Source organism: Rothia sp. HMSC069C04, from assembly GCF_001812895.1.
Lineage (GTDB): Bacteria > Actinomycetota > Actinomycetes > Actinomycetales > Micrococcaceae > Rothia.
The window spans coordinates 284,314-309,245 of sequence record NZ_KV810762.1 but is presented as its reverse complement, the minus strand read 5'-3'; the positions used below and the strand labels follow the sequence as shown (position 1 = coordinate 309,245).

The following is a 24,932-nucleotide window of genomic DNA, read 5'->3' as shown; positions in this document are numbered from 1 at the left end:
GAATATCGCTAGCGCACGCAGTCAATGCAGCCAGCACACCGGCACCGGTCGCACCCAGCGCCACGCGGCGGGACATACCAGCAGAAATGGGGGAAGGGCTCGTCATAATCAGCCTTTCATAGGAAGTCAACAAAGGAAATTGAGTGAGTTGACAACCCCATCATACCGGCAAACACGCAGATACCCGGCAGTAGCCGTCATCGAGTGCCGATGACAAAGCAACCTAATACCGCTGCAAAGCATCACCGAGTTCCGGCATAAAGAAACCCCGCCCACGGTGCATTACCGCAGGCGGGGGAGAAGTCTATCTTAAGCCGTTAGACCTTACCTATAGGGTAGGTGCTTAGACAGAAGAAGACCCGCCGGCAGAGTCAGTCGCAGAAGAGCCATCCTCACTGCTGACCATAATCCACTTACCGTCCTTGTACTCCACACTAACCTTCGTCAGTTCCCGCGAACTATCCTCCATGAAAGGTTCATCAGGGCTGCCTTCAATGTGAATCTTCATATCGGCGCTGTAGTTCATGTACGCCAACCAGTCATAACGAGTTCTGCTACCGGAAATTTTCTGTGGTGAATCAGAAAGCAACTCAAGAGTCATAGGGCTATCCACACCGTAGAGCCAGCCCGCATTATTTTCATAGGCAACCGTCAAATTCTGGTAATTCTGCAGTGAATCCGCAGATTCAACCTTCTGCAGCGGCTCAGTATCGCCGGTCATCAGCAGATAGTTGGAACTCGCCAACCAATAACCAACGAACGCGTAAATACCGTCAACGTTCTGCTCGTTCATGTTCGCCGGAACGAGAGGCTTCGGCACATTCTGCGCCTTATGAGTGGCGGTTGCCGGAACGTACTCGCCGTTCTTCTCGAAGTTATCGAACTTCACGAGGCCCTTATAATGCTTGCCGGAAGAAGCAGAAGGCGAAGCGCTAGCCGAGGCACTGGGTGAGGCACTAGCTGAAGCGCTCGCGGATGCACTAGCAGAACCGGAAGTAGAGTTAGACGCCGAGCCATCAGCCAGCGGGCGAATATCGCTAGCGCACGCAGTCAATGCAGCCAGTACGCCGGCACCGGTTGCACCCAGTGCCACGCGGCGGGACATACCAACAGAGGTGGGGGAAGGGCTCGTCATAATCAGCCTTTCAAAAGAAGTCAACAAAGGAAATAGAGTGAGTTGACACCATCATTATACCCTAAGCACATGAATGGATATCAAATACCACTACCTATATCCTTTTGCGAAGAAAGGTCTAAAAAGCTGCAATTAGTGCACTAGGACGCTGAGGGGCTCGCAGACTCCGTGCTCTTATCAGCATCCTTATCTTTCTGAGTGCTCATAAACCAAGCACCCTCCTTATACTCCACAACAATCCTCATCGCCTGCCCCTGAGAATCTTCTGCCCTAGCCAGCGACTTATCGCGGTTGTCCCCCTCCGTCAGATGCCTCTTCGCATTCTGGTCAACCAGAGAACGAGCACGCCAGAAATAACGAATACGGTCGCCCTCAACCTGCGTGGGAGTGTCCGTCATCAGGTACACAGACATCGGCTCACTCGTATCGTAAATCCAGCCGCGCCCTGTCTCATAGAGCTTAACCATCGGCTCAAGCTCCTTATAGTATTCGCTACTCGGGTCCGTCTTCTTCAACGGCTCAATATCACCCGTCAACGCCAAATAATTAAAGCTAGAAATCCAATAGCCAATCAGCGCATAAATACCGTCAATGCTCAGCTCCTGCACCTTCTCCGGCATGAGCGGTTTGGGCACGTTCTGCGCCTTCTTCTCAGCCGTGGCAGGAACGTACTCGCCGTTCTTCTCAAAGTTATCGAACGTGACCTTACCCTTATACGACTTATTCGCAGACGGCAACGCCGGCGAAGCAGACGGGCTCACCGAAGCACTCGCGCTCGCCGATTCAGATTCAGCAGTAGCAACCGGCGGATGCACCGTACGCGCACACGCAGACAACACAGCGGCAAGACCAACACCGCCCGCACCCAACACGGCGCGGCGGCTCAAGGCGACGGGCTTAGAAGAGGAGCTTGTCATCAGCAGTCTTTCGAAGAGGTCAACGGACGAGGAGGAGTGAGTCGACACCCCCATCATACCGGGCGCACCTTATAGCAACCGTAAAACACCGGCGAACAACAAATAGCCGGGCGCATATGAAGACACCCCATAGCTGCCACACAACAAAAGACAGCTACGGGGTGAACAACGTAATACGCCTCAACTGAACCGGACGTACCGACTAACGGAGTAGCTAACGGAGCAGATGCGCAAAATTACGGCGCGCATGAGCCACCTTCGGGCTCACCACAAACGCACAATAACCCTGCGCCGGATTCAACGCGTAATAATTCTGGTGATACTCCTCAGCCTCATAGAACACGCCCAGAGGCTTAATCTCCGTAACGATGGGGGAGGAGTACAGCTGCTGAGCACGCGCCACCGCACGCTCAAACGCCTCACGCTGCTGCTCATCCGCGTAGAAAAGCACCGAACGGTACTGCGAACCGGTATCCGCACCCTGACGATCCCAGCTAGTCGGGTCGTGGCTCGTGAAGAAAATATCCAGCACCGTATCCAGGTCAATCACCTGCGGGTCAAAGCTGAGCTTCAGCGCCTCCTGATGCCCGGTCGCACCCGAACACACCGAACGATAATCGGGGTCGGGAGTATCGCCGCCCGTGTAGCCGCAGACGCTCTCCTCAACCCCGCGGAACTGGCGGTACACCGCATCCAGGCACCAGAAACAGCCGCCGGCAAGAACAACATCAGTCATGATTCCTCCTTGAACTATAAAACCACACTACCTGAAGAACACCGCCGAGCCGCATAATATTCCTGAGCTGCCGCCGCGCCACCTGCCACAATAGAGGTATGACTGAAAAACTAGAAACCCCCACCCTTGCAGAAGTCGTCGATGCCTTCCACACACTCTTCCCGCCGCAGCTTGCCGCCGGATGGGACGCATCCGGCCTCGTCGCCGGACGTGGCGCCGCTAAAGTGAGTACCGTCCTCTTCGCAGTAGACGCCCTCACCGCCACCGCCGAAGAAGCCGTAGCCGAAGGCGCGCAGCTGCTCATCACCCATCACCCGCTGCTGCTCCGCGGCGCAAAGTTCATCCCCGACAGCGACTACAAGGGCAATGTACTGCACACCCTTATCGAAGGCGGATGCGGACTGCTCGGCGCGCACACCAACGCAGATGCCGCCGTTGAAGGCGTGAACGAAGCACTCTGTGACGCTATCGGCCTGATTGACCGCGAACCGCTCACTGAAGCACAAACCCAGGTACTTGACGAACAGGAACACGCGGTAGGCACCGGCCGCCTCGGCACCCTGCCCGAAGAAATCACCCTCAAGGAGCTTGCAGAACGCCTCGCGGCGGCCCTGCCTCCCACCGCCGGCGGGTTGCGCATCGCGGGCCGTGCCGACCAGCCGATTCGCCGGGTTGCCCTCTGCGGTGGTGCCGGTGACTCCCTCTTTGACGCTGTGCGCGCCACCGACGCGCAGGTGTACATTACCGCCGACCTGCGCCACCACCCCGCCAGCGAATTCCGCGAAACCGCACGAGTTGACGGTAGCAACATCGCCCTGATTGATTGCTCCCACGCCGCCAGCGAATCCCTCTGGCTACAGTCGGCGGCAAACCGCCTGCGCGCCCTGCTCGCTGAGCGCGGCTTCACCATCGAAACGAAGCTGTCTGCACTGAACACCGACCCGTGGGACTTCACCGTCTCCACCGGCGTGGCAACCGGTCATGACGCGCACTCGGCAAGCACCGCCGCAGCCCCCGCGTGGGAACTCTAGGGCGAGAATTCTAGGGGTGAGAACTCTAGAAGAATCCGCGCAGATTCCCTCACCGCGTACTCAGTGCGTAAGAGCCCGGGCACCCCGTCCGTTGTGACGAGGTGCCCGGGCTAGAACCGGCCTGGCCTACTTAGTTAGCAATGCGATACAGGCCAGTAGTGATAGGGTTCATCACGCGATGCCGGTAATAGAACAACATCCAGTCCAATTCAATGCGGGTCACAGCATGATTCGGTTCAAACATGCCAGTCTCGGGAGTAATAACATTCTGCTGGGTAGCCCACAGAATCTCACGGTAGAACGCGGAATCCGGCGTAACATCCGGGAAGGATGAAACACCCGATACTTCCGGTGAACCAGACGCACGGTAAATCATTGCGGCAACGGTTGCATTCGTGAGACCGTCCTCCGCGTGGAACTTTCCGTCAGGTCCGCCGAAGGTAACACCCTTTTCACGAGCCCAAATGTAGGCGGCGTAGTTCGGATCGTCCGTCTTCACATCCGGCCACGGGGAGACTTCAGGAAGGTCCACCTTGGGGCTGCCCTTCATCTCATAAAGGGAGGAAACCAGCTCACCGCGGGTGGCAGGCTGCTTCTGTTCCTCGTCGTTCAGCGATGTCGAAAAGTACATACGTTCCTCTACGGGTACGTAAGCATTCGTGAACCGCTGGACACCCTCAAACTTCAAATCCTGGTGCGCCAAAAGAACGCCGCGGTGCTCCGGGGCAAAACCCACCATCGGCGTGATGAGAGTCTTATCCGTCTTGCTGGGGTAACCGTAGTCGCTCCACGCCTCAATGACGTACTGCTTGGACGGATCCAGCGTGTTCGCGGGAATCTTGAGATTGACGAAAGCGAAGCCTCCCTCCAGGCCCGTCTCGTATTCATCATCACCGTGGACGTAACGCTTCATCTCGCTCATAACCAGGACGGGGGAACCCGTGCCCTTCTCGCGAATGACGTACATCATGCCCTCAACGCCGGGGATGTCAGTCCCTACGAAGCCCTGACCCTGAATCAGCAGCTCCTGATCCTTCGTGGGGTCCTTCAAAGCGTCGTATTTCAACTTAGGTGCGAAGGTATCGAAGTGATAATCATTGGTGCTCAGACCGTGATGCGTCACAACGTTCTTGCGAGCCCAGATATCCTGAACGGTTGACTGCGGCTGGCCCTCGGGCTCGGCAAGGATGCCAACCTCGTAACGCACCTTGTCCAGAGTCATATCCGGGAAATACTCCGTGAGAGTGTAGTAACTCGGCAAAGTATTAGCTTCAACCTTCAGCGGGGCGACAAAGGTGCCGTCATCGTCAATGGTGAAGTCCTTGCCCTCTTCAAACCGCAAGAGGGTATCGGTCACCTGATGGGCGTTGTAGGGGACGTTCTCCTCGGGCGCGATGTAGATGACTACCTTGCCGTGCTGCTTGCGCCACTCCTTGGTGAAGCCGGTGCCCAGAACCGTAATTTTACTGTCCTCACCGGTGTACAGGCCGTCGCCCTCTTGCTCGAAGACGTCACGGCCGTCCTGGTAGTAGTAATCCTCATAGACAACGGTGAAAGACGGCTCATCCGCGACGTCCTGAGTTGCAGGGGTGGGGGTATTGGCAGTCGGTGCGTTAGCAACGGGCGCGTTTGCGGTGGACGCTGCGTCCTGGGCTAACGCCGGGGTCAGCGGCAGGACCATCGCGCTCGCCAGTACGAGCGCGCTACAGTTGCGGGCCGCGTGGAAGAATGAAGACTTAGAGTTCGGAAGCGAGGACATGAGACATCCTTAAAGTTGTTTCTCCGGGGCTACGCGAGCTCGCCGGTAGGTAGGGAATCTACCGTTGAATCTGCGCACGCCCCATGAGAAAAGTGGTTGAAAATCCCCCTCGGTTTCGGGGATATTCTCACCCTATCAAAGCGTTGAACGATTGTCAGGAAACACTCAAGGAATACTTTAAGGTTTCGAGAAATCTCACACCGCGGTAGCTGTTAAAAGCTGAACCCCGCGCCCCCGAACAGAAAACCATTCGGGAACACGGGGGATTCAGAGAACTATCCGATGCGCCGCACTCGCCCTCAAGGTAAAACCCGAGGGGGACGCGGGCGGGCTAAACGACCTTACTTAGCGCGAGCCTGGAACGCCTCAATCAGAGTCTCCAGCTCACCATGAGTCACCATGTGCTGAGCGTCAAAAGCGCCGCTAGCGTTCAGCACCACCTTGTTCTGCTGAGCCCACAGAATCTCACGGTAGAACGCCGAACCCGGAGCCACATCGCTGTAGGGAGAGTTGCCCGTCACCGCAGGAGAACCAGCCGCACGGTAGGCGAACGCCGCAACGGTAGCATTCGAAATGCCGGCATCAGCATGGAACTTGCCGTCCGACCAGCCGAAGGTAATACCCTTCTGACGAGCCCACACGTACGCCGGGAAGTTCGGGTCGTCGGTCTTCACATCCGGCCAGGGGGAAGTCTCAGGCAGCTTCACCTCGGGGGTGCCCGCCTGGATGTACAGGGCAGCCGCGAGCTCACCGCGAGTTGCGGGGGTCTTCAGCTTCTCATCAGAAGGAGCAGGCTTCTGATCGTCGTCCTTCTTGGGATCCTGAGCGTTGGGCAGGTTCGCATCCTTGTAACCGTTCGTGCCGTTCAGGTCCAGGTCCTGCCATGCGAGCAGGGTACCGCGGCCCTCGGTGGACTTGCCCACGACCGGTGCGAGCAGCTCGCCCGTCTCGCTGTAACCGTCATTAGCCCAAACCTCAATCACGTACTTCTTCGAAGCATTCAGAGTGTTCGCCGGAAGATGCACGTTACCGTACAGGTTGCCGTCACGGTACGCCGAAGACTCGGTGGGGTGGTCAAACTCGATGATGTTGCTGGTTGCCAGAACCGGGGTGTTCGAGCCCTTCTCACGAACCACGAACTGGACACCCTTAACGGAGTGGATATCGCCGTGGAAGCCCTGAGCGCCAACGTTCAAATCCTGCGATTTTGCGGGATCAGCCACACCGTTGTAACCCAGGCGCGGTGCGAACGGCGCCGGCTTCTCACCCATAGTATTCAGTACCTGGGTGCTCACCACGTTCTTGCTGACCCACAGCTCCTGAGCGGTCAGCGGCTTCTGGTCCTTCTGCTCAGCAACCACGTGAATCTCGTAGCGGACATCGTACTTGGTGCCGCCGGTCGGATCGTGGAAGTTGTCGTCATCAACGAAGTAGTAGGCGGCAAGATCGTACGCCTCAACCTTCAGGTCAGCCTCAAAAGTGCCGTCATCGGCAATGGTGAAGTCCTGACCCTCCACAAAACGCAGCATCTTCGAAGTCGGAATCTCGTAGCCGGACGGTGCGTAGTTCGCGGGGGCAATGTACAGTGCCACGGTGCCGTGCTGGGCACGCCACTCCTTGGTGTAGCCGGTACCCTTCACATGAACGGTACCGCCCTCGGTCGTGATGAGGAAGGGGTTCACGCCGTCGTACTTGTAACCGTCAGGGATGGATACATCCAGGGTCGGGGTAGCCGCAGCGACCTGGTGAGCAGCCTGAGGGGTAGCGGCGGCAACGGCTGCATCAGCGGCAGGAGCCGCATTCTGAGCCAGTGCCGGGGCCATCGGCAGAACCATAGCACTAGCCAACGCCAACGCGCCGCAGCTCTGAGCTGCGCGGAGGAAAGAGGACTTAGAGTTCGGAAGCGAGGACATAACACATCCTTAAAAGTTGTTTCTCGCAGGGTCCTGGGGGGGGTCAACGGCGGGTAGGGAATTCGCCGTTGAATCTGCGCGCCCTATGAGAAAAATGGTTGGAAGCCCCGTCGGTTTCGGGGACATTTTCACCCTATCAAACCCTCCAAATGATGTCAGGGAACACTCAAGGGAGGCTTGAAGGTTTTGAGACATTTCACAGGTTGATCAGCCGGTAAAAGCTGAACCCCGTGTTCCCGAACAGAAAACCTGCTCGAGAACACGGGGTATTCAGCGTAGAACTAGTCCGCCTTACTTAGCGCGGTTCTGGAAGTTGAACAGCATCTGCTCCAATTGACCACGATTCACCAGATCCGTCGCATTAAAAGAGCCGAAATCCGGATTAATGACATACTGCTGAGTGGACCACAGAATCTCACGGTAGAACGCAGAACTCGGCTTCACATCGGTAAAGGAAGACACGCCCGATACAGCCGGGGAACCCGCTGCACGGTAAGTGAACGCTGCAACGGTGGCGTTCGAGATGCTTGCCTCCGCGTGGAACTTGCCATCAGACCAGCCGAAAGTAATGCCCTTCTGGCGAGCCCACACGTAGGCGGCGTAGTTCGGGTCGGTGGTCTTCACATCCGGCCAGGGGGAAGTCTTAGGCAGATTCACCTTGGGACTACCAGCCTGAGCGTACAGAGCCGCAGTCAACTCGCCGCGAGTAGCGCGCTGCTGCTGCTCCTGGTAGGTGAGCTTCGAAATCAGGCTCTTGTACTCTCCCTTAGGTACGGTAGCATCCGCGAAGTCCTGAACACCCTCAAACTTCAAATCCTGACGACCCATAAGAACACCGCGGTGCTCCGGCGCGTAACCCACAATCGGGGTGATGAGGGGCCTGTCCTTCCTGGTGAGGTCGTAGTCGTAGTCGCTCCACGCCTCAACGACGTACTGCTTAGAAGGATTCAGGGTGTTTGCGGGGAGCTTGATGGTGCGGTAAAGAGTGCCTCCCTCAAGGCGGGTTACGCCATCGGGACCTTCATAGTAGGACTTCATATCGCTCATCGCCAGGACGGGGGTGCCGGTGCCCTTCTCACGAATCACGTACATGGCACCCTCACGACCGGGCAGCTCCTCCCCAACGAAACCCTCACCCTGAATCAGCAGCTCCTGATCCTTCGTGGTGTCCTTCAGAGCATCGTACTTCCACTTAGGTGCCAGGACCTGCGGATGGTAAGCGCGGGTGTACATCGGGTGGTGGGCGATAACGTTCTTACGAGCCCAAATATCCTCAATGCTCGACTGCGGCTGGCCTTTAGCCTCGGTCAAAATACCCGTCTCGTAACGCACCTCGTCCAGGGTGATACCCGGGAAATAATCAATGGGAGTGTAGAAACTCTCCAGAGCCTTAGCCTTGATGGTCAGCTTTGCCTCAAAAGTGCCATCATCGGCAATGGTGAAGTCCTTACCTTCTTCAAAACGGAGCATCGACGTGGAAGGCTCAGCGTTACCGGGGCGGTCCTTCGTAGCAGCAATGTAGAAGACAACGGTGCCGTGCTGCTCACGCCACTGCTTAGTGAAACCGGTACCCTTCAGAGTCACGGTGCCGCCCTCGCCGGTGTACAGAATACCGTCATAATCAGCGGAGTACGTCGGCTGTGCCGCTGCATCCTGAGCAGCCGGCTTGGGGGTCACAGCATTTGCCGCCGGTGCATTAGCAACAGGTGCCGCATCCTGGGCGAGTGCCGGAGTCATCGGCAGAACCATAGCGCCAGCCAGCACCAGTGCGCCGCAACCCTGCGCCGCACGGAGGAAAGAAGACTTAGAGTTCGGAAGCGAGGACATACATCATCCTTACGGGTCGTACCCATCGGGATGATGCGGTTTCATAGGGTTTCTGGGGTGAGAAATCTCCGTTGAATCTGCGCCAACCCAATGAGAAGTGGTTGAGTATCCCCGTCGGTTTCGGGGACATTTTCACCCTATCAAACCCTCAGGTAGATGTCAGAGAACACTCAAGAGAGGCTTGAAGGTTCTGATGGTTTTCACAGGTTGACCAGCCACTAAAAAATGAGCCCAGCAAACCAAACTCAGCAAGCCAAACCCCGAAAACAGAACCCCGCGCTCCCGAATAGAAACACCACTCGGGAACACGGGGTTATTCGTGCGACTAGTCGATAAGCAGAGCCAGTTTAGCGAGCCAGCTTATCGAGACTGGAAAGCAGTCAGAACAGTCTCCAGATGGCCGCGAGTCAGCAGCTGCTTAGGAATGAAATAGTGACCACCGTACACAGTAGGCAAATTCTGGCTCGCCCACAGAATCTCACGATAGAACGGAGCACCAGGCTTAACATCCACATAGGGAGAATCACCCGTCACCGCAGGAGAACCCGCCGCACGGTAAGTGAACGCCGCAACGGTAGCGTTCGAGATACCAGCGTCCGCGTGGAACTTGCCGTCCGACCAGCCGTAGCTGATGCCCTTCTCACGAACCCAAATGTACGCAGCGTAGTTCGGGTCGTCAGTCTTCACATCCGGCCAGGGCGACGTCTCAGGCAGCTTCACCTCGGGCGCGCCAGCCTGAAGGTACAGAGCCACCGCCAGCTCGCCGCGGGTAGCGCGTTCCTTGCGCTGCTCATCGGTCAGACTAGGCTTCTTATCCTCAACAGCGTCAGAGCCCTTGAAGTTCAGGTCCTGAGAAGCCAGCAGCTCACCGCGACCCTCGGGCGCCTTACCCACAACGGGGGCAAGGAACTCGCCGCTCTCGCTGTAGCCGTCATTAGCCCAGACCTCCACCACGTACTTCTTCGAAGCATCCAAAGTGTTAGCCGGAACCTTCACGGTGCCGTTCACTACGCCGTTCACATACTCAAAGGCACGGTCGTGGTGGTTGTACTCAATGATGTCGCTGGTCGCCAGAACAGGGGTGTTCGAACCCTTCTCACGGATTACATACTGAACACCCTTGACGGAGTGAATCTCACCGTAGAAACCGGTACCCGAGAAGTAAATGTCCTGATCAGTGGTGGTATCGCCAAGAGCCTTGTATTCCACCTTGGGGGCAAACGGACTGGGACGGAACGCCTGAGTTTGCACTGCAATACGGCGAATCACATTCTTGCCAGCCCACAGATCCTCAATGGTCAGCTGGGGCTGACCCTGCTGCTCAGCAACCAGGTCAACCTCGTAACGCACATCGTAAGTCGGGATACCGGGGAAGTAGTAGCGAGGCTCATAGTAGCGCTGAAGCACGTCCGGCTTGACCGTCAGCTGAGCATCCAGGGTGCCGTCCTCAGCAATGGTGAAGTCCTTACCCTCCTCAAAACGCAGCGGCGTATCATCAGCGGGCAGTAGGCTACCGTCGGGAACACCCTGAGAAGCGGCCAGGTAAACCGCCACCTTGCCGTGCTTTTCACGCCACTCCTTAGTGAAACCCGAACCCTTCACGTGGACGGTACCGCCCTCAAAGGTGTACAGCAACTGAGCCTTGCCGTCGTACAGAACCTCGAACGTCGGAGCGTCCTCCTGGGTGGCCTTAGCGCCCGGAACATCCGCAGCCGTCGTGCCGTCAGAACCATTGAAGTTCAGCGTCTGAGAAGCGAGCAGAGTACCGCGACCCTCGGGTGCCTTGCCAACAACGGGGGTCACCAGGTCTTCGCTACCCTCCTGGTAGCCGTTGTTGCCCCATACCTCGACAACGTACTGCTTTGCCTTATTCAGGGTGTTAGCGGGAATCTTAACGTTACCGTTGAGGAGCCCATGCTGGTACTGGAACGCATACTCGGGGTCGTTGTACTCGATGATGTCGCTAATAGCCAGGACGGGGGTGTTCGAGCCCTTCTCACGCACAACAATCTGAACACCCTTCGGGGAGTTAATATCGCCGTTGAAACCCCAACCTGAGAAGTTCAGAACCTGATCGTTACCGGTATCCTTCAAAGCGTTGTAGCTCCAATGAGGAGCGAACTCATCAGAAGTAGCAACAGGATTCTCGCGGACGCGATCATCCGGCAGGGAACCAGCAACAGCCGCCGCAGGAGCATCCGCGGCAACATTCTGGGCAAGCGCAGGAGACATCGGCAAAACCATCGCGCCAGCCAGCGCCAATGCACCGCAACCCCGTGCTGCACGGAAGAAGGACGAAGCCTTGAAATTCGGAAGAGCGGACATAATCATTCCTTATTGGTCGAATCCATCGCGCCAATGCAGTTTCTAAAAGGGGAGTGAGAAATCTTCGTCGAATCTGCGCCAACCCAATGAGAAGTGGTCGAATATCCCCGTCAATTTCGGGGACAATTTCACCCTATCAAAGGGGTGAATAGAAGTCAGGAAACACTCAAGAGAGACTTGAAGGTTCTGAGGGTTTTCCCAGGTTGACCAGCCGCTAAAAACTGAGCCCAGCAGGCTAAAGCCCGAAAAAAGAACCCCGCACTCCCAAACAAGAGTGCGGGGCCGCCAAACACGCTAAAGCAAAGCGCTAAAACAAAGCACAGAAACTAGGAAGTGCAAAAACTAGGAAGTGCGGAAGTACAGGTACATCATCATCGCAACACGACCACGAGACGTCTGAGCCGTCGGCTCAAAAGCATTACCCTCAGACACCGTAGACACACCACGACGAGACGCCCACACAATCTGACGGTAGAACGGAGTCACAGACGAAACATCGCTAAACGGCGAAGAACCCGACATCTGAATCTTCTGCGCACCATCAGCACGGTACAGCAAAGCCGCCGCAGAAGCATTCGACAGACGCGCCTCCGCATGGAACTTACCATCAACCCAACCGGACGTAATACGCTCCTGACGCGCCCACAGGTACGCATCATAGTTCGGGTCAGACTCATCAACATCTGCATACGGCGAATGCTCCGGACGGGTCACTGCCGGCGAACCCGCCAGCTTATAGAACATGGTGATCAGCTCGCCACGAGTCACCGGATCCTCAGCACCAAAATGGTCCTCAGAAACCGGAAGCATAGTCTCAGTACGAACAGCCCAACGGATACCCGCATAGTACGCAGAGTCCTCGGGAGCATCAGCAAAAATAGTGTTCGCATCCGGCGCAGTCACGGACGGACGCAGAATCTTCGGGCCCTGAGTCGAAGAACTCGACGCCAGAGGAGAGGAGGTAGCAGGCACCGAAGCAGCTACCGGCGCAGCAGTATCCGCCGAAGAAAGACGCGCCTCCGACGAATCATAAAAAGAGAAAAGAGGTGAGAACGGCAGATACAAAACACCCGCCAACGCCACAGCGCCAACAGCCAGCTCAATACGGCGGCGCTTACGCTTCTTCGACTCAGCCTGAGAAGAAGCCTCGGGGGTGCCCTCCGGTGCCAGCAGAGGTGCAGAAGAATTATGGGCAGTATCAGTCGACTGCTTAAAATTCTGGGACATAAATCCTCAATGTGGTTGATGTATCGGTGTGTGCAGGGCTCCCTCTAGTTCTTCTACGCACCCAGCCGGATAAGGGTGCGCACCAAGGGGGCGCAACAGTCCTAAGCATAAACCACAGCTTGAAAAATATTAATTTACACTCCACAGAACATTCTTGAAAAGAGGGGAGTAGAGCACCCAAAAATCCGCCCAATAGCGGGTGCCGCATGAGGCGCGCCCCACATGCGGTACAGCCCACACTAGCGTGGTAACCGCCAAAAATACGCCGAAAACCGCGGAACAGCACCGGGCGACAGTCCCGCACGCGCCCCTACAGATACCTTGCAGACACCTCATAAACACCCCGCAATGGCACAGAAAAGCCGGGACAGCGGGACGAAACCAACGTTTCATCACCACCAGCCCGGCATAATCCATAGACCCTAGAGACTAGTCCTAGCGAACCTTATAAAGCCCTAGTGAACCTTATAGAGCCCTAGCGGACCTTGTAGTTCATCAAGAAACCAGCCAGCTCACCACGGCTCACCAGCGCAGACGGGTGGTACTCAGAGCCCGGGAAAACCTGTAGCTTCTGCTGCTTAGCCCAAGTGATCTCGCGGTAGAACGCAGAACCGACCTTCACATCGGTGTACGGCGCCTCAGTCGCAGCAACCGGCTTCTTACCATCGAAACGGTACAGGAACGCCGCAATAGTAGCGTTAGAAACAGACGCATTCGCGTGGAACTTACCATCAGACCAGCCGAAAGTAATACCCTTCTGACGAGCCCAAATGTACGCAGCGTAGTTCGGGTCATCGGCCTTCACATCCGGGTACGGGCTAGTAGCCGGCAGGGTAACCTTCGGGGAACCAGCCATACGGTACAGCGCAACAGTCAGCTCACCGCGGGTCGCATCATCATTAACGCCGAACCAATCCTTCTCACGAGAATCAATCAGCTTCTGATCAGCAGCCCACAGAACAGCCTTGTGGTTCGCGTGAGCAGCCGGAACATCAGCGAAACGCTCACGAGCCTTCTTGTTCGCAGACTCACCGGTCAAAGTCAGGTAATCAGCCGCGATGCGCTCGCTGTCACCATCGGCGTAGTTCACGGTCACGAAAATAGCGTAGTGGCCATCAGCGTCCAGCTTGGTGCCGTCAACGTTAACGGTCGTCTCAAACGCGCCGGTTGCCACGCGGTCAGCGCTCAGAGTGATGCTATCCAGAGCCTCACCGGTCGGGTTGCCGTCAGCCTCAGCCTCAGAGAACAGAACGTTCACGGTAGCGCCAGCCGGAACATTGAAGTCCTTACCCTTCACACGGATAGTGGTCGAAGAGCTCAGATCCACCGTGTCAGTGCTCAAAGAAACCGAAGGAGACTCCTTCTTAACGTTCTCGCCGTTCACCGGAACAAACGCCTGAGTGCTCAGCGCCTGGCTGTTTGCCTCATCGTTATCTTCCGGAACGTTGAACTCGAAAGTCTGCACAACATAGGAGCTACCGGACTTCAAGGTACCCGCCGGGATATCCAGAACAGTCGAGAAACGACCGTTGGTGTAACCCATGTACTGACCAAAGAAAGCAGAGTAGGAGGTGAACTTAGCCTCCGACTGAGCCAGCGCGGGGCCGGTTGCCTTACCGGTCGCCGGATCAACCGCACGAACCGCAACAATCAGCGACTCGCTACCGTTGTACGAAATGTTCTGGAAGCCAGCACCGTTCACAGTGACCTTAGCGTTCTCAGAAGCATTCACCGACGAAGCGCTGTACGAAAGGGTCGGGGAATCAACGGTGGGAACATCCGCAACCTTCAGTTCAGTACGAACCTCATCCGCGGGAATCCAGCCGTCTTCAGCGTCATCGCGGTAACCGAGCACAACATCGAAGGACGAGCCATTGGCCTCCAGATAGTTAGCGCCGATAGAAGCGGTCAGGTTCACGGTGCCGTCAGCCGCGAAAGCGGAGGCGGGAACATCCTGAACATAGAAGGGGTAATCACGCGGACGGTGCGGCGAGAAAGCAACGCTTTCACCCTTCGGAACAACGTACAGGCGGAACGACTTGCCCTTAACGAAGTCCTTGGAGAAACCGGAGCCGCTAACCATCACGTTGCCGCCCTTGAGAATATCAAAAGTGCCGGAGGTAACCTGCAGACGCTGAGCACCCTGAACCTCGCCCTGCGCAACAGCCTGAGCCGCTACCGGAGCAGCAGGCGCCGCAAACGCGGGGGAGAGGGGCAAGAGCATGGCGCCAGCCAGGGTGATGGCGCAGCCGCTCTTGGCCATGTTTTTGGGTAGCGCAAAGCGCATGTGGTTGGGAAGTGAGGACATTGTAATCCAATCAGTTTTTATCGGTGTCACGCATCGAGTGTGGTGCGCATAAACACCGTAGCAAATAGTTAAGACGTGCTGGAACCTGAAAGGTCATCAGCGCGAAAAATGTCTGTGTGTTTTATCGCATGTCTTAAGATGAAGTATAGCTTTAAAAAGTATGTGCATGACGTGGAAAATATGCCTAAATATTGTGCTGATAAGCACAAACACTGGTCACTGTACAAAAAAGAAAGCACAAAAAACCCACCGCATTCGAAAAATTCGCACCTATGCAACCTCTGCAGGTTGAGAATATTCACAATGCGGTGGGCAAGGCAACATAAAAGTCACCCACAATAAAAGTGGCACATAAACAGGGTCGTAAAGTCGCCTATTTGACGAAAGCTACCCAAAATAGCTAACACCACGGCGAGACACTATGTGAGACGGCTGCCGCCGTGCGCCATGCGGTACAGCATGACCGCCAACTCCGAAGAAGAAACAGTATCCGAACTGAAATCCTCAGCGTAGCGGCGATCATAATCCTTATAACCCCAGATGAACTGCTGAGTAGCCCACAGTGACTCCCGCCAGAATGCAGTATCCGTACGCTCATAATCGGACCAATGCGAACGCGAAACCCGAATCGGAGAATCACCCGGCACGCTACTGTTCTTAGGCGCAGACGAAGATGGCACACTGCTCGACTCCGGCGCAGGAGCCGGGGCAACCATCTGCTGGTACCTGTACAAGAACGCCAACGTAGAACGCGCCGAAAGGTTCGCCTCCGGGTGGAACTTGCCGTCCGCCCAGCCGAACGTAATACCCTTTTGACGAGCCCAAATATACGCGGCGTAGTCAGGGTCGCTCGGTTCCACATCCGTATAAGGACTCGTTGCAGGTAACTCAACATGAGGCGCGCCCGCAAGACGGTACAGCGCCACCGTCACATCGCGGCGACTCAAAACGGTCTTACTCTCGTCCAGAAGAGCCTGCTGCTTAACCCAATCAAGAGCCGCCTTCTGCTCCTCGGCAGTATTCGCCAAGAGATCAAGATTCTCAGAAGCCACCGGCTCGACCGCATCCGCGGCGCCATCCTTGCCAGGGATTACCTTCTCCAGAACAACCCTGTAAGACCCCTCATAATTCAGCGCGCTACCGGGGACGTTCAGCGTCTCCTCAGCGGCGCCATCGTGGATGCGCTCAACAGGAATAACCTGCTCCAAAGCCTTCTCACCGGTCAGCTCGCCAAAAATATCCGTTGCCTGAACCGAGAAACGGTAATAGCCCTCGGTAAGCTTCGGAAGACCCGAGACACGGGCGGTGAGAGTATTCATCTCCTGATACGGGTTGATGCGCTTATGCGGAATGTACAAATCCGGCCGCGCTACAGGCTGGTCAGGATTCGGCTGGTTATCGCTCGGCTGCCCCGACCGCACCGGAAGGAACTGCGCAACACTGGTCAGCAAGCTGCCGTTATAGTCCTCCTCGCCCGGGTGAGGCAGATTAGAACCGTAGATGCCAATCATGTAGAGCCTGCCCGGCTTCAACGTACCCGCCGGAATCGTCATCTTCGTGCCGAAATAGTTATTGCGAAAACCCGTACAGTGATGCAAGCAGTTGCCCGTCAACGGAACAACATGGGAGAAAACGGGGCGTCCCATAATCTTTCCCGTAGCAGGGTCTGCCTCATACAGAGTGATGTACGCCTGGCTGTCGTACCCGCCTACGATGTTCGGGGGAAGAATATGGTAGCCCTCAACCGTCAGAGTCGTATCCTGCCAGGGCTTATCAATCGCCGAAATGCTGTAGCGGTACGTCGGCTGCTCAGGCTCAGGGTCGCGCACCGTGGGCAAAGGAATTCGTGCCGTAAGACGATAATCTTCATACGGATAGTCGTGCGGGTCAGGCTTATCGGACGGGTAGTAGGTCAGCACCACATCGAAGAGCGTACCCTCCGGAACCATCATCCACTGCTTCGGAATGTCAAGAGTGAACGTGACGCTCCCGTCAGGATTATCGTGTGCCTTACCCTCAGCACGGAGGCTGGCAACCTTGCTACCATACTGCGCCTCAGGAAGGGGATCGCCGTAACGTGACCAAAGGTAATTCTTACCGCGCTCCACAATGCCGAACTCAAAGAACGTGTACTTCGCGCGGAACTCGGCACTCAGCGGCGCAGTCGTCACAGAGACAGTGCCGCCCTCAGAAATATTGAGGGTGCCCGAGGTGAGCTTCATGCCAACCGGGTTGTCAGGTTTCTTATCCTCCGCAGGGGTGGGAGGGGCCAACGGGGTAGGGGAATCCGCCAGCCGAACTGGTGCAGCAACCGTAAAATTATGGTTCTCTGAACCGTAGTAAGGATTATCTGAGAAATAGACCCTCAGCTCCGCTTCGGAACCCAAATACACGCCCTGTAGCTCTTTAATATCCTCCGCATTAATTTCAAGTTCTACGGTTTGAGTGCCGTCGGGGTTACGGACCACAATTTTGTCACGTTCATAGTAATGGTCACTATTAACGCTGAGGTTGGCAATAGTTTTTTGAGCGGTTTTACTATAAACACTAATCGATCCAATATAGTATCCCAAATCAACTTCCGGGGAAATATTAGAAATAGTGACTTTATATTTCCCCTCATGGTACGGGTCAACCGTCTGAGGAGACAATGAAACATTCGGAAGAGTATTGCGGTACGTATTGCTCTGGTAAGGCATTTTTATGGGGCTCTTGCCCACAGGAACGAAGGGGAAGGCACGCCTCATAGCAATCGGGCCTGAAGGAGAATCTCCCTGTACCGACAGGTAATAACCCTTGCCTGATTTCAAAAGACCGGCAGGAATCGTAATTTTATGCTGAAAATGACCGTTAGGAATTAAGCCATGAAAAACACGCTTAAAGTACGGAGAATCTGAAGGGTCAAAAGCCCCCAGCTCCTTGAGATATTTATGGGTAACATTTGCAGCCGGGTCGTATTCAACGAGAGTAAAACTTAGCTTATTCATCCCGTCAAAACCCGAACCCGTCATATTGATTTCAATCGGTTTTCCGGAATTAATCTGCTCCTCAGAAATGGAATCCACATCATAGGTAATAGAAGGCAGAACAGAAGCCGGAAAATCATTTGTTACAGGGAGCACCGTACGAATACGGTCCTCAGTATTCCACTGATAGGGGTGTGCGTCATCTAGCGGGCGGTAGGTCAAAATAACTTCGTACTCCATGCCCGTAGGGATGCCGTTGGAGGATACTTCCAAGTCGGCGCTGAAAGTCCCGTCTGCAGCAGGCGTCGGAACGTCAAAACGCGGTCCCTGGTATGTTGGCTCTTGGTGAGGACCCACGTAGGTAGAGGAACCCTTGGGCGCAATAATGATGCTACGTAGCTCATTGTGTGCCAAGAATTCGGGAGTGAAGCCGGTGCCCTCAACATGCACCGTGCCTCCGGCATAAATTCTTAGTGCTCCGCTAGCGACGCGCAGAGTCGGTAGCGAATTGGTCTGCTCGCCCTGAGCTGCAGGGGTGGCAGGATTCAACGGCGCGGGGGAGGCGGGGGTCGCCTGTTCCGAGTCTGCTTGAGCGGGTGCAACCTGAGTTGGCTGGTCAGATGCCGTCTGAGTCGGTGTTGCCAGCGCCGCCGGAGTAATACCGGCAAGCGGGCTCAAACCCAGCAGCAACGACAGGCTGAGTGCGCGGGTGCTTGCCGGGTGGCGCGGGGTATCAGAATGGTGCGGGGCGCCTCGTGGTGTGAAGAATGAAGACATCATTATCCCATCTACAAAAAACTGTACGGTGATTGAAGTGAGTGAGTAGATGAAGTGAGTGAAGAAGTTGAGCGGATATAGTCTGAAAAGCCAGACTAGGGGAGAAGACACCCCGTAAAGCCTGGTGCCGGGCACAAGAACTCGCAGAAGGCAGGGAAGAAAAACCGGGGTGGCACCGGCGGGCTGAAAAGTCGAACTACGCCGAACATTCCAGCCCACCGGTTACCTCACTCACCACGACCCGGCGCTACTTGAGGTGGCTGCCGCCGTGCTCCATGCGGTAGAGCATCAACGCCAAGTCATAGGCGACTGTTCTCTCCCAGACAAAGTCTTCGCTTCGCCAGCCCTCCGAATACCCGGTGTAGCCCCAAATGCGTTGCTGCACAGCCCACCGAGATTCACGCCAAAAAGCGCTACCCTCTTCCAACTCCGTAGCCCAATTCTTAGTGCTCAGCTCAGAATCCTTCGACCCCGGCAAGCTGCCATTACGAGGCTGGGGCGCGGCAGTCGGCAAGTTGGGCGACATCTTACCGCGCGAACGCTGATACCTATACAGGAACGCCGCCGTCGAATAGTTGTGCATCTCCGCCTCCGGGTGGAAATTCCCATCCGCCCAACCGAACGTAATGCCCTTCTGACGAGCCCAAATGTACGCGGCGTAGTCCGGATCATCCGGGGTGACATCTCCATAAGGACTCGTCGCCGGAAGCTCAACCTTCGGGGAACCCGCCAGGCGGTACAGCGCCACCGTCACATCGCGGCGATTGCTTCCCTCCCACACAGAAGAAACCTCAGGAAGAACCTGACGGTGCTTAAACCATGCCCAGGCGGCGTTGACCTCCTTATCCTTCGTCAACTGCAACTGCAGATCCTTCGAAGTAAGCCGCTCAACCGACTCAACCGTACCGTCCTTGCCGGCAGTCACCTTTTCCAAGAAGAGCCTGTACGAGCCGTCATAATTCAGCGGCGCACCGGGGACGTTCAGCTTCTCATCCACCGTGCCGTCATGGATGTTCTCAGCAGCAATCTCCTGCACCAGCGTTTTCTGACTGGCCAGAAGTCCCTGCGCGTCAACATGCTGCATCGAGAAACGGTAAGAGACCCCAGGCTGCTTCTTCAAGCCGACGGCGCGTACCTGAAGGATATTTTCCTCATCATAAGGGCTCACCGTCGTAGCCTTCAGAAACATCTCAGGGCTAGCCGATTCCTTATTAAGCGAACGTACCGGGATGAAATCTGCAACATCATTCAGCAACTCACCGGGGTAATTCTCATCCTCCGGACGGTCTTTACCGTAGAAACCAATCTTATAGACCTTACCCGGCTTAAGCGTTCCCCCAGGAATCGTAATAGACGTCTTAAAATGCCAATTCAGGAAATAAACGCGCTCTCCACTACGGGAAGCCGGGTACGGAATCCGAGTGGTGAATTCTGGTTCGCCTACAATCTTTCCGGTCTTCGGGTCGACTTCATAAAAAGCCAGAAGCGCGGGGCCATCCTTGCCCTCTCGACTACCGCTCGTAAGGATATGGAACCCCTCAATCGTCAGAGTCGTATCCTTCCACGGGTCATCAATTGCGGGCACACTGAAAATGTACGTCGTCTCAGTCGGCTTAGGGTCCTGCACAACATTAATAGGTGCACGCGCCACAAAACGGAATTCGGACGGCCAAAAATCCTCCCGGTGGCCCTTCTTGTGGTACGTCAAAATGACGTCGAAAAGAGTGCCTTCATTAGCCTCAATAATGTACGGCCCAATATTGAGGAAGAAGGTGTAGCTCCCGTCTGGGTTTTCTACCATCTGCTTCGGGTTGGGCTCACGGTCAAAGAGGTAGCCAAAGTAGGCATATCCGTCAATGCGGGCATGCGCGGCTTTGAAGTACGAAGAACCGCGATCAACCAGAGAAAATTCGTAGAATTCGTAATTCTGACGGAATTCAGCACTGAGCGGAGGCGTCGTCAGCGTGACGGTGCCTCCTCGAGTAATGTTGAGAGTCTCGGGAGAGACTGTAAACCCTTCCATTTCAGGATGGCGAGATTCATCTACCTCCGGAAGCGAATACGTGGGTTCGTCAGCATCTTCTTGAGTTGCAGCGGGGGAGGCGGGGGTCGCCTGCGCCGGCTGCGCCGGCTGCTCAGGTGTAGCCTGTGCCGGCGTTGCGAGTGCCGCCGGGGTGATACCGGCAAGCGGGCTCAAACCCAGCAGTAATGACAGGCTGAGCGCGCGGGCGCTCGCCGGGTGGCGCGGCGCAGTTGAGCGGCACCGGGCGCCTCGTGGTGTGAAGAATGAAGACATCATTATCCCATCTACAAAAAACTGTACGGTGAGTGAAGCGAGCGAGTAGACGAAGCAAGTGAAGAAGTTGAGCGGATAAAGCGTGAAAAGAATCCCCAGAATAGGGGAGAAGAAGCGTTCTGGAGAAACGAATAGGAGGGGCGGCACCGGCGGGCTGAAAAGTCGAACTACGTCGAACATCCCAGCCCACCGGTTACCTCACTCACCACAACCCGGCGCTACTTGAGGTGGCTACCGCCGTGCGCCAAGCGGTACAGCATCAACTTCAAATCACCAGAGGAAACGAAAGACCTATCAAAGTCCTCATAGACGTATTCCCCATCAACGCGGTAACCCCACATGTGGTGATCAACAGCCCACTGAGCCTCACGCCAGAAAGCGCTACCCTGACGAACCTTATGTTGCCAACCGCCAGCACTCCGAGGCGCGTCCTGGTTACCCGGCACAGACGAGCTACGCGGCAACGAGGCAGAGGTCGGCGCCTTCGGCGTGACCTTACCCATCGCCTTCTGGTACCTGTACATGAACGCCACCGTCGACGGGGTCGAAAGCTTCGCCTCCGGGTGGAACTTGCCATCCGCCCAGCCGAAGGTAATGCCCCTCTGACGAGCCCAAATGTACGCGGCGTAGTCCGGGTCGCTTGTTGCCACATCCGCGTACGGGCTAAAAGCAGGCAGCTCAACCTTCGGGGAACCCGCCAGACGGTACAGCGACACCGTCACATCGTGGCGCGTCATACCGCTATGCCAGGACATCGGCGAAGGATTAGGCAAAATATCACGCTCAGCAAACCACTGCTCAGCCGCCTGCAACTCATCCTCACGCGTCAGCTTCAGAGGAATATCCTCGACAGCAAGCTGCTCCACCGACTCGCCAGCACCATCCTTACCGGGGGTGACCTTCTCCAAGACCAGACGATAAGCGCCCGAATAGCTCAGCTGCTGATCAATCGTCAGATTCAGCTCCACCCTGCCATCCTGGATGCGATCAGCGGGAATCGCCTGCTGGAACACCGTCTGACCGGTCAAACGCCCCTGCTCATCAACATGCTGCACCGAGAGGCGGTACGATCCTTCACCCGGTGCAGAGAGCCCGGTAGTGCGCGCCGTAAACAAGTTCGTCCGCGCGTACGGGTTCAGCCCCACCGACCCAAGGTGCAGCGTGGGCCCCGCAGAGTCCTGCTCGGGAGAATGCACCGGAAGGAACTCCGCAACATCATTCAGCATAGAACCCGGAGAATCTTCCATGCCGGGGTAAGGCAACCCGTTCCCATACATACCAATAAAGTAGAGCTTGCCCGGCTTCAACGTACCCGCAGGAATCTTCAGCTCCGCACTGAAATAGTTATTGCGGAACCACCTGGTGTTAACCCCGTAGTACGTGTAGTCATCCCGCTGAGTGAACACAGGCTCACCCACCATCTTTCCCGTTGCAGGGTCAGCCTCATAGATAGCGATGACCGGCCAATCATTACCAACCATTTCACTAGCCTGGGAGAGGATATGGCGTCCCTCAACCCGCAGCGTCGTATCCTTCCACGGGTCATCGATAGCGGACTGACTGAAGGTGTAGGTTCCACGGGTCGGCTGCGCTTCCTGAACCACATCAATATGGGCGCGGGCATACAAACGGTTCGACCTACTCGAAGGTTCCGGCTCAAATTCATCCGACGGGTAGTACGTCATCACCACATCGAAGAGCTCACCGTCGGCAGCCTCAACGTACTGCGGGGGAACCTTAAACGTGTAGGTGAGGCTACCGTCCGGGTTCTCCCGCACCTGATGCTTCAAATCCTTGAGCATTCCGCCGTACTCGTCGAGAGGCTCATAACTATTGTGCTCCGCATACACGTACACCGACCCGCGCTCCACCAGAGCCAGCTCGTAGAAAGTGTACTTCTTACGGAACTCGGGGCTCAACGGGGAAGTCGTCACCGACACCGTGCCACCCTGAGAAATATTGAGGGTTCCCGAATCGACCTTCAACTTAACATTCGCCGGGTTCTCCCAATCAACAGCATCAGCGGCAGGAGGGACCATCGGAAGCTGCGCGCTCACCGTGAACTTATGGCTACCGTACGAATACTGAGAATCCGAGAACACCACACGCACTTCAGCCATCGAACCGCGAGAAGAAGGCCTATTGTAGGAATCACCGTGAACCTTATACTCAACCTCCACGGTCAGAGTGCCGTCAGCGTTGCGGGTTACCAGCTCGTCACGCTTATAGTATTGACCCGCTACATCATTCCTCGCAAAATATCCCTGCTCACCAGAGGTAGCGTTATAAATCGACACAGAGTCAAGGTAGTACCCCAGGTCAACCTCGGGGGAAATATTAGAAATAGTTACCTTATAGATGCGGTCCTGACCGGGATCAAAATCCTGCGCATCAACAGATACCTTCGGCAGGGTATTCCTGAACGAATTATCCTGATACGCCATGCGCGCAGGGCTATTACCCACAGGAACGAAGGGGAACTTGCGCGTCAGCTTATTCCACCCGTGGGTTTCTACACCGGAAACACCCAGGGAATACCCCTTACCGGACTTCAGAACTCCCGCGGGGATAGTGACCTTTTTCTGGAAATAGCCGTTAGGAATCAGGCCCTTGAAAATGCGCTGATTCTCTTCCGTATCCGGTGCCTTCAGTTCACCAAGCGAAGCCACATTATCGTTCGTGACCTTTCCCTGCTCATCATGCTCGGACAAGGTGAACTTCACGGAGCTGACATCCTGAAAACCGGTACCCGTCAACGTCACCTCAATCGGCTGACCGGAAGCAATCTGCTCCTCAGAAATAGCCGAAACATCATAGGTGATGGAGGGAAGGACAGCCTTCGGGAGGTTGAACTCCACCGGCAGCGCCGTACGGACGCGATCCTCAGTGTTCCACGCGTAAGGGTGCGCATCATCTACAGGGCGGTAGGTGAGAATGATCTCGTATTCCAGGTTTGCCGGTAGGCTATTCGCCGGAACCGTCAGGTCAGCGCTGAAACTGCCGTCAGCAGCCGGTTTCGGGGCGTCAAAGACAAGGCCGCGGTGATCAAGCTTCTGGTAGGGGTTAGCGTAGGTCGAAGAGCCCTTCGGGGCAATCGTGAGGCTACGCAGCTCATGATGCGCCAAGAACTCGGGGCTCAGCCCGGTACCCTCCACGTGCACGGTACCGCCGTGAAGAATGTCGAGGGAACCGCTGGACACGCGCAGGGTCGGCAGGGAAGCATCCTGCTTATCACCTTGCACGGGAGTGTTCTGCGCAGGTTCGTTCTGCGCGGGGGAGGCGGGCGCCGGCTGGGCCGCCACCGGCGTCAAAGCCAGCAGCGGAGACAAACCCAAAACCAGGGAAGCACCCGCAACTTTTCGGCGTGCGCCACGGGCAGGCTTAAAGAATGAGGACATCATTATCCAATCTGAATTTTCTGCATGAAAGAGGGTGAATGAGAAAAGAAGTTGAGAGGATCAATGAGTGACAGTCCACCGCGCTGAGCCTACGCCAAATCCACATCGTGGAGGACCCGTAGCGGCGGCATGCTGAAGTGCAATTTCAGCCTACCAACCCGCGTCTTAGACATTCAATGAAAACACGAGAAAAACATTCCAATAAGAGTTATAAGACAAAAAATTCGAAAATTACGCCCCCGGTTTTATACAAAGCCCGACCCCCAAAAAGACCACACAATAGAGAGACAAAAATGGAAGCATCACCAGCACTAAAA

The 24,932-nt window shown here is 55.9% G+C and carries 13 protein-coding genes; 1 reads left to right on the top strand and 12 read right to left on the bottom strand.

Going from position 1 to position 24,932, the window contains the following annotated elements:
• Positions 1-343: 343 nt before the first annotated feature.
• The 3 genes from HMPREF2879_RS08765 to msrA all read right to left on the bottom strand — a co-directional run bounded on the left by HMPREF2879_RS08765 (position 344) and on the right by msrA (position 2,788).
• A complete protein-coding gene (locus tag HMPREF2879_RS08765; RefSeq protein ID WP_044150520.1) occupies positions 344-1,135 on the bottom strand; it encodes a DUF6318 family protein in 792 nt (263 codons plus the stop codon).
• A 140-nt stretch (positions 1,136-1,275) separates the two neighbouring features.
• A complete protein-coding gene (locus HMPREF2879_RS08760; protein ID WP_049345414.1) occupies positions 1,276-2,109 on the bottom strand; it encodes a DUF6318 family protein in 834 nt (277 codons plus the stop codon).
• 157 nt (positions 2,110-2,266) lie between these two features.
• Positions 2,267-2,788: a peptide-methionine (S)-S-oxide reductase MsrA gene (gene msrA, locus HMPREF2879_RS08755; protein WP_049345412.1), complete on the bottom strand. Its 522-nt coding sequence runs from the start codon at positions 2,786-2,788 to the stop codon at positions 2,267-2,269.
• Between the two features lie 98 nt (positions 2,789-2,886).
• On the opposite strand from msrA, the gene HMPREF2879_RS08750 reads away from it, so the two are divergent.
• Complete coding sequence (locus HMPREF2879_RS08750; protein WP_070635327.1) at positions 2,887-3,819, top strand: Nif3-like dinuclear metal center hexameric protein; 933 nt, start codon at positions 2,887-2,889, stop codon at positions 3,817-3,819.
• Between the two features lie 130 nt (positions 3,820-3,949).
• Here HMPREF2879_RS08750 and HMPREF2879_RS08745 read toward each other — a convergent pair whose 3' ends face one another.
• The 9 genes from HMPREF2879_RS08745 to HMPREF2879_RS08705 all read right to left on the bottom strand — a co-directional run bounded on the left by HMPREF2879_RS08745 (position 3,950) and on the right by HMPREF2879_RS08705 (position 24,615).
• Positions 3,950-5,578: an S-layer homology domain-containing protein gene (locus HMPREF2879_RS08745; protein ID WP_070635325.1), complete on the bottom strand. Its 1,629-nt coding sequence runs from the start codon at positions 5,576-5,578 to the stop codon at positions 3,950-3,952.
• Between the two features lie 341 nt (positions 5,579-5,919).
• The gene (locus tag HMPREF2879_RS08740) at positions 5,920-7,491 is read right to left on the bottom strand and encodes a gluconolactonase (protein ID WP_070506529.1); all 1,572 of its coding nucleotides are present in this window, start codon (positions 7,489-7,491) and stop codon (positions 5,920-5,922) included.
• A 291-nt stretch (positions 7,492-7,782) separates the two neighbouring features.
• Positions 7,783-9,318 (bottom strand): S-layer homology domain-containing protein, encoded by a 1,536-nt coding sequence (locus HMPREF2879_RS08735; RefSeq protein WP_070635323.1) that lies wholly within the window; start codon positions 9,316-9,318, stop codon positions 7,783-7,785.
• Positions 9,319-9,678: 360 nt separating this feature from the next.
• The gene (locus tag HMPREF2879_RS08730; RefSeq protein ID WP_049349971.1) at positions 9,679-11,643 is read right to left on the bottom strand and encodes a hypothetical protein; all 1,965 of its coding nucleotides are present in this window, start codon (positions 11,641-11,643) and stop codon (positions 9,679-9,681) included.
• Positions 11,644-11,985: 342 nt separating this feature from the next.
• Positions 11,986-12,870 (bottom strand): S-layer homology domain-containing protein, encoded by an 885-nt coding sequence (locus HMPREF2879_RS08725; RefSeq protein WP_049349972.1) that lies wholly within the window; start codon positions 12,868-12,870, stop codon positions 11,986-11,988.
• Between the two features lie 475 nt (positions 12,871-13,345).
• Positions 13,346-15,178, bottom strand: a complete 1,833-nt coding sequence (locus tag HMPREF2879_RS08720; RefSeq protein ID WP_070635321.1) for an S-layer homology domain-containing protein — start codon at positions 15,176-15,178, stop codon at positions 13,346-13,348.
• 419 nt (positions 15,179-15,597) lie between these two features.
• Positions 15,598-18,924, bottom strand: a complete 3,327-nt coding sequence (locus tag HMPREF2879_RS08715; protein WP_070635406.1) for an S-layer homology domain-containing protein — start codon at positions 18,922-18,924, stop codon at positions 15,598-15,600.
• 244 nt (positions 18,925-19,168) lie between these two features.
• Positions 19,169-21,220: a superoxide dismutase gene (locus tag HMPREF2879_RS08710; protein ID WP_083309652.1), complete on the bottom strand. Its 2,052-nt coding sequence runs from the start codon at positions 21,218-21,220 to the stop codon at positions 19,169-19,171.
• A 215-nt stretch (positions 21,221-21,435) separates the two neighbouring features.
• Positions 21,436-24,615 (bottom strand): S-layer homology domain-containing protein, encoded by a 3,180-nt coding sequence (locus tag HMPREF2879_RS08705; RefSeq protein WP_246822945.1) that lies wholly within the window; start codon positions 24,613-24,615, stop codon positions 21,436-21,438.
• Positions 24,616-24,932: the final 317 nt, after the last annotated feature.

Excerpts from the sequence above, each read along its gene's own strand:
- HMPREF2879_RS08765 (WP_044150520.1), bottom strand. The coding sequence starts at position 1,135 with ATGACGAGCCCTTCCCCCACCTCTGTTGGTATGTCCCGCCGCGTGGCA.
- HMPREF2879_RS08760 (WP_049345414.1), bottom strand. The coding sequence starts at position 2,109 with ATGATGGGGGTGTCGACTCACTCCTCCTCGTCCGTTGACCTCTTCGAA.
- msrA (WP_049345412.1), bottom strand. The coding sequence starts at position 2,788 with ATGACTGATGTTGTTCTTGCCGGCGGCTGTTTCTGGTGCCTGGATGCG.
- HMPREF2879_RS08750 (WP_070635327.1), top strand. The coding sequence starts at position 2,887 with ATGACTGAAAAACTAGAAACCCCCACCCTTGCAGAAGTCGTCGATGCC.
- HMPREF2879_RS08745 (WP_070635325.1), bottom strand. The coding sequence starts at position 5,578 with ATGTCCTCGCTTCCGAACTCTAAGTCTTCATTCTTCCACGCGGCCCGC.
- HMPREF2879_RS08740 (WP_070506529.1), bottom strand. The coding sequence starts at position 7,491 with ATGTCCTCGCTTCCGAACTCTAAGTCCTCTTTCCTCCGCGCAGCTCAG.
- HMPREF2879_RS08735 (WP_070635323.1), bottom strand. The coding sequence starts at position 9,318 with ATGTCCTCGCTTCCGAACTCTAAGTCTTCTTTCCTCCGTGCGGCGCAG.
- HMPREF2879_RS08730 (WP_049349971.1), bottom strand. The coding sequence starts at position 11,643 with ATGTCCGCTCTTCCGAATTTCAAGGCTTCGTCCTTCTTCCGTGCAGCA.
- HMPREF2879_RS08725 (WP_049349972.1), bottom strand. The coding sequence starts at position 12,870 with ATGTCCCAGAATTTTAAGCAGTCGACTGATACTGCCCATAATTCTTCT.
- HMPREF2879_RS08720 (WP_070635321.1), bottom strand. The coding sequence starts at position 15,178 with ATGTCCTCACTTCCCAACCACATGCGCTTTGCGCTACCCAAAAACATG.
- HMPREF2879_RS08715 (WP_070635406.1), bottom strand. The coding sequence starts at position 18,924 with ATGATGTCTTCATTCTTCACACCACGAGGCGCCCCGCACCATTCTGAT.
- HMPREF2879_RS08710 (WP_083309652.1), bottom strand. The coding sequence starts at position 21,220 with ATGATGTCTTCATTCTTCACACCACGAGGCGCCCGGTGCCGCTCAACT.
- HMPREF2879_RS08705 (WP_246822945.1), bottom strand. The coding sequence starts at position 24,615 with ATGTCCTCATTCTTTAAGCCTGCCCGTGGCGCACGCCGAAAAGTTGCG.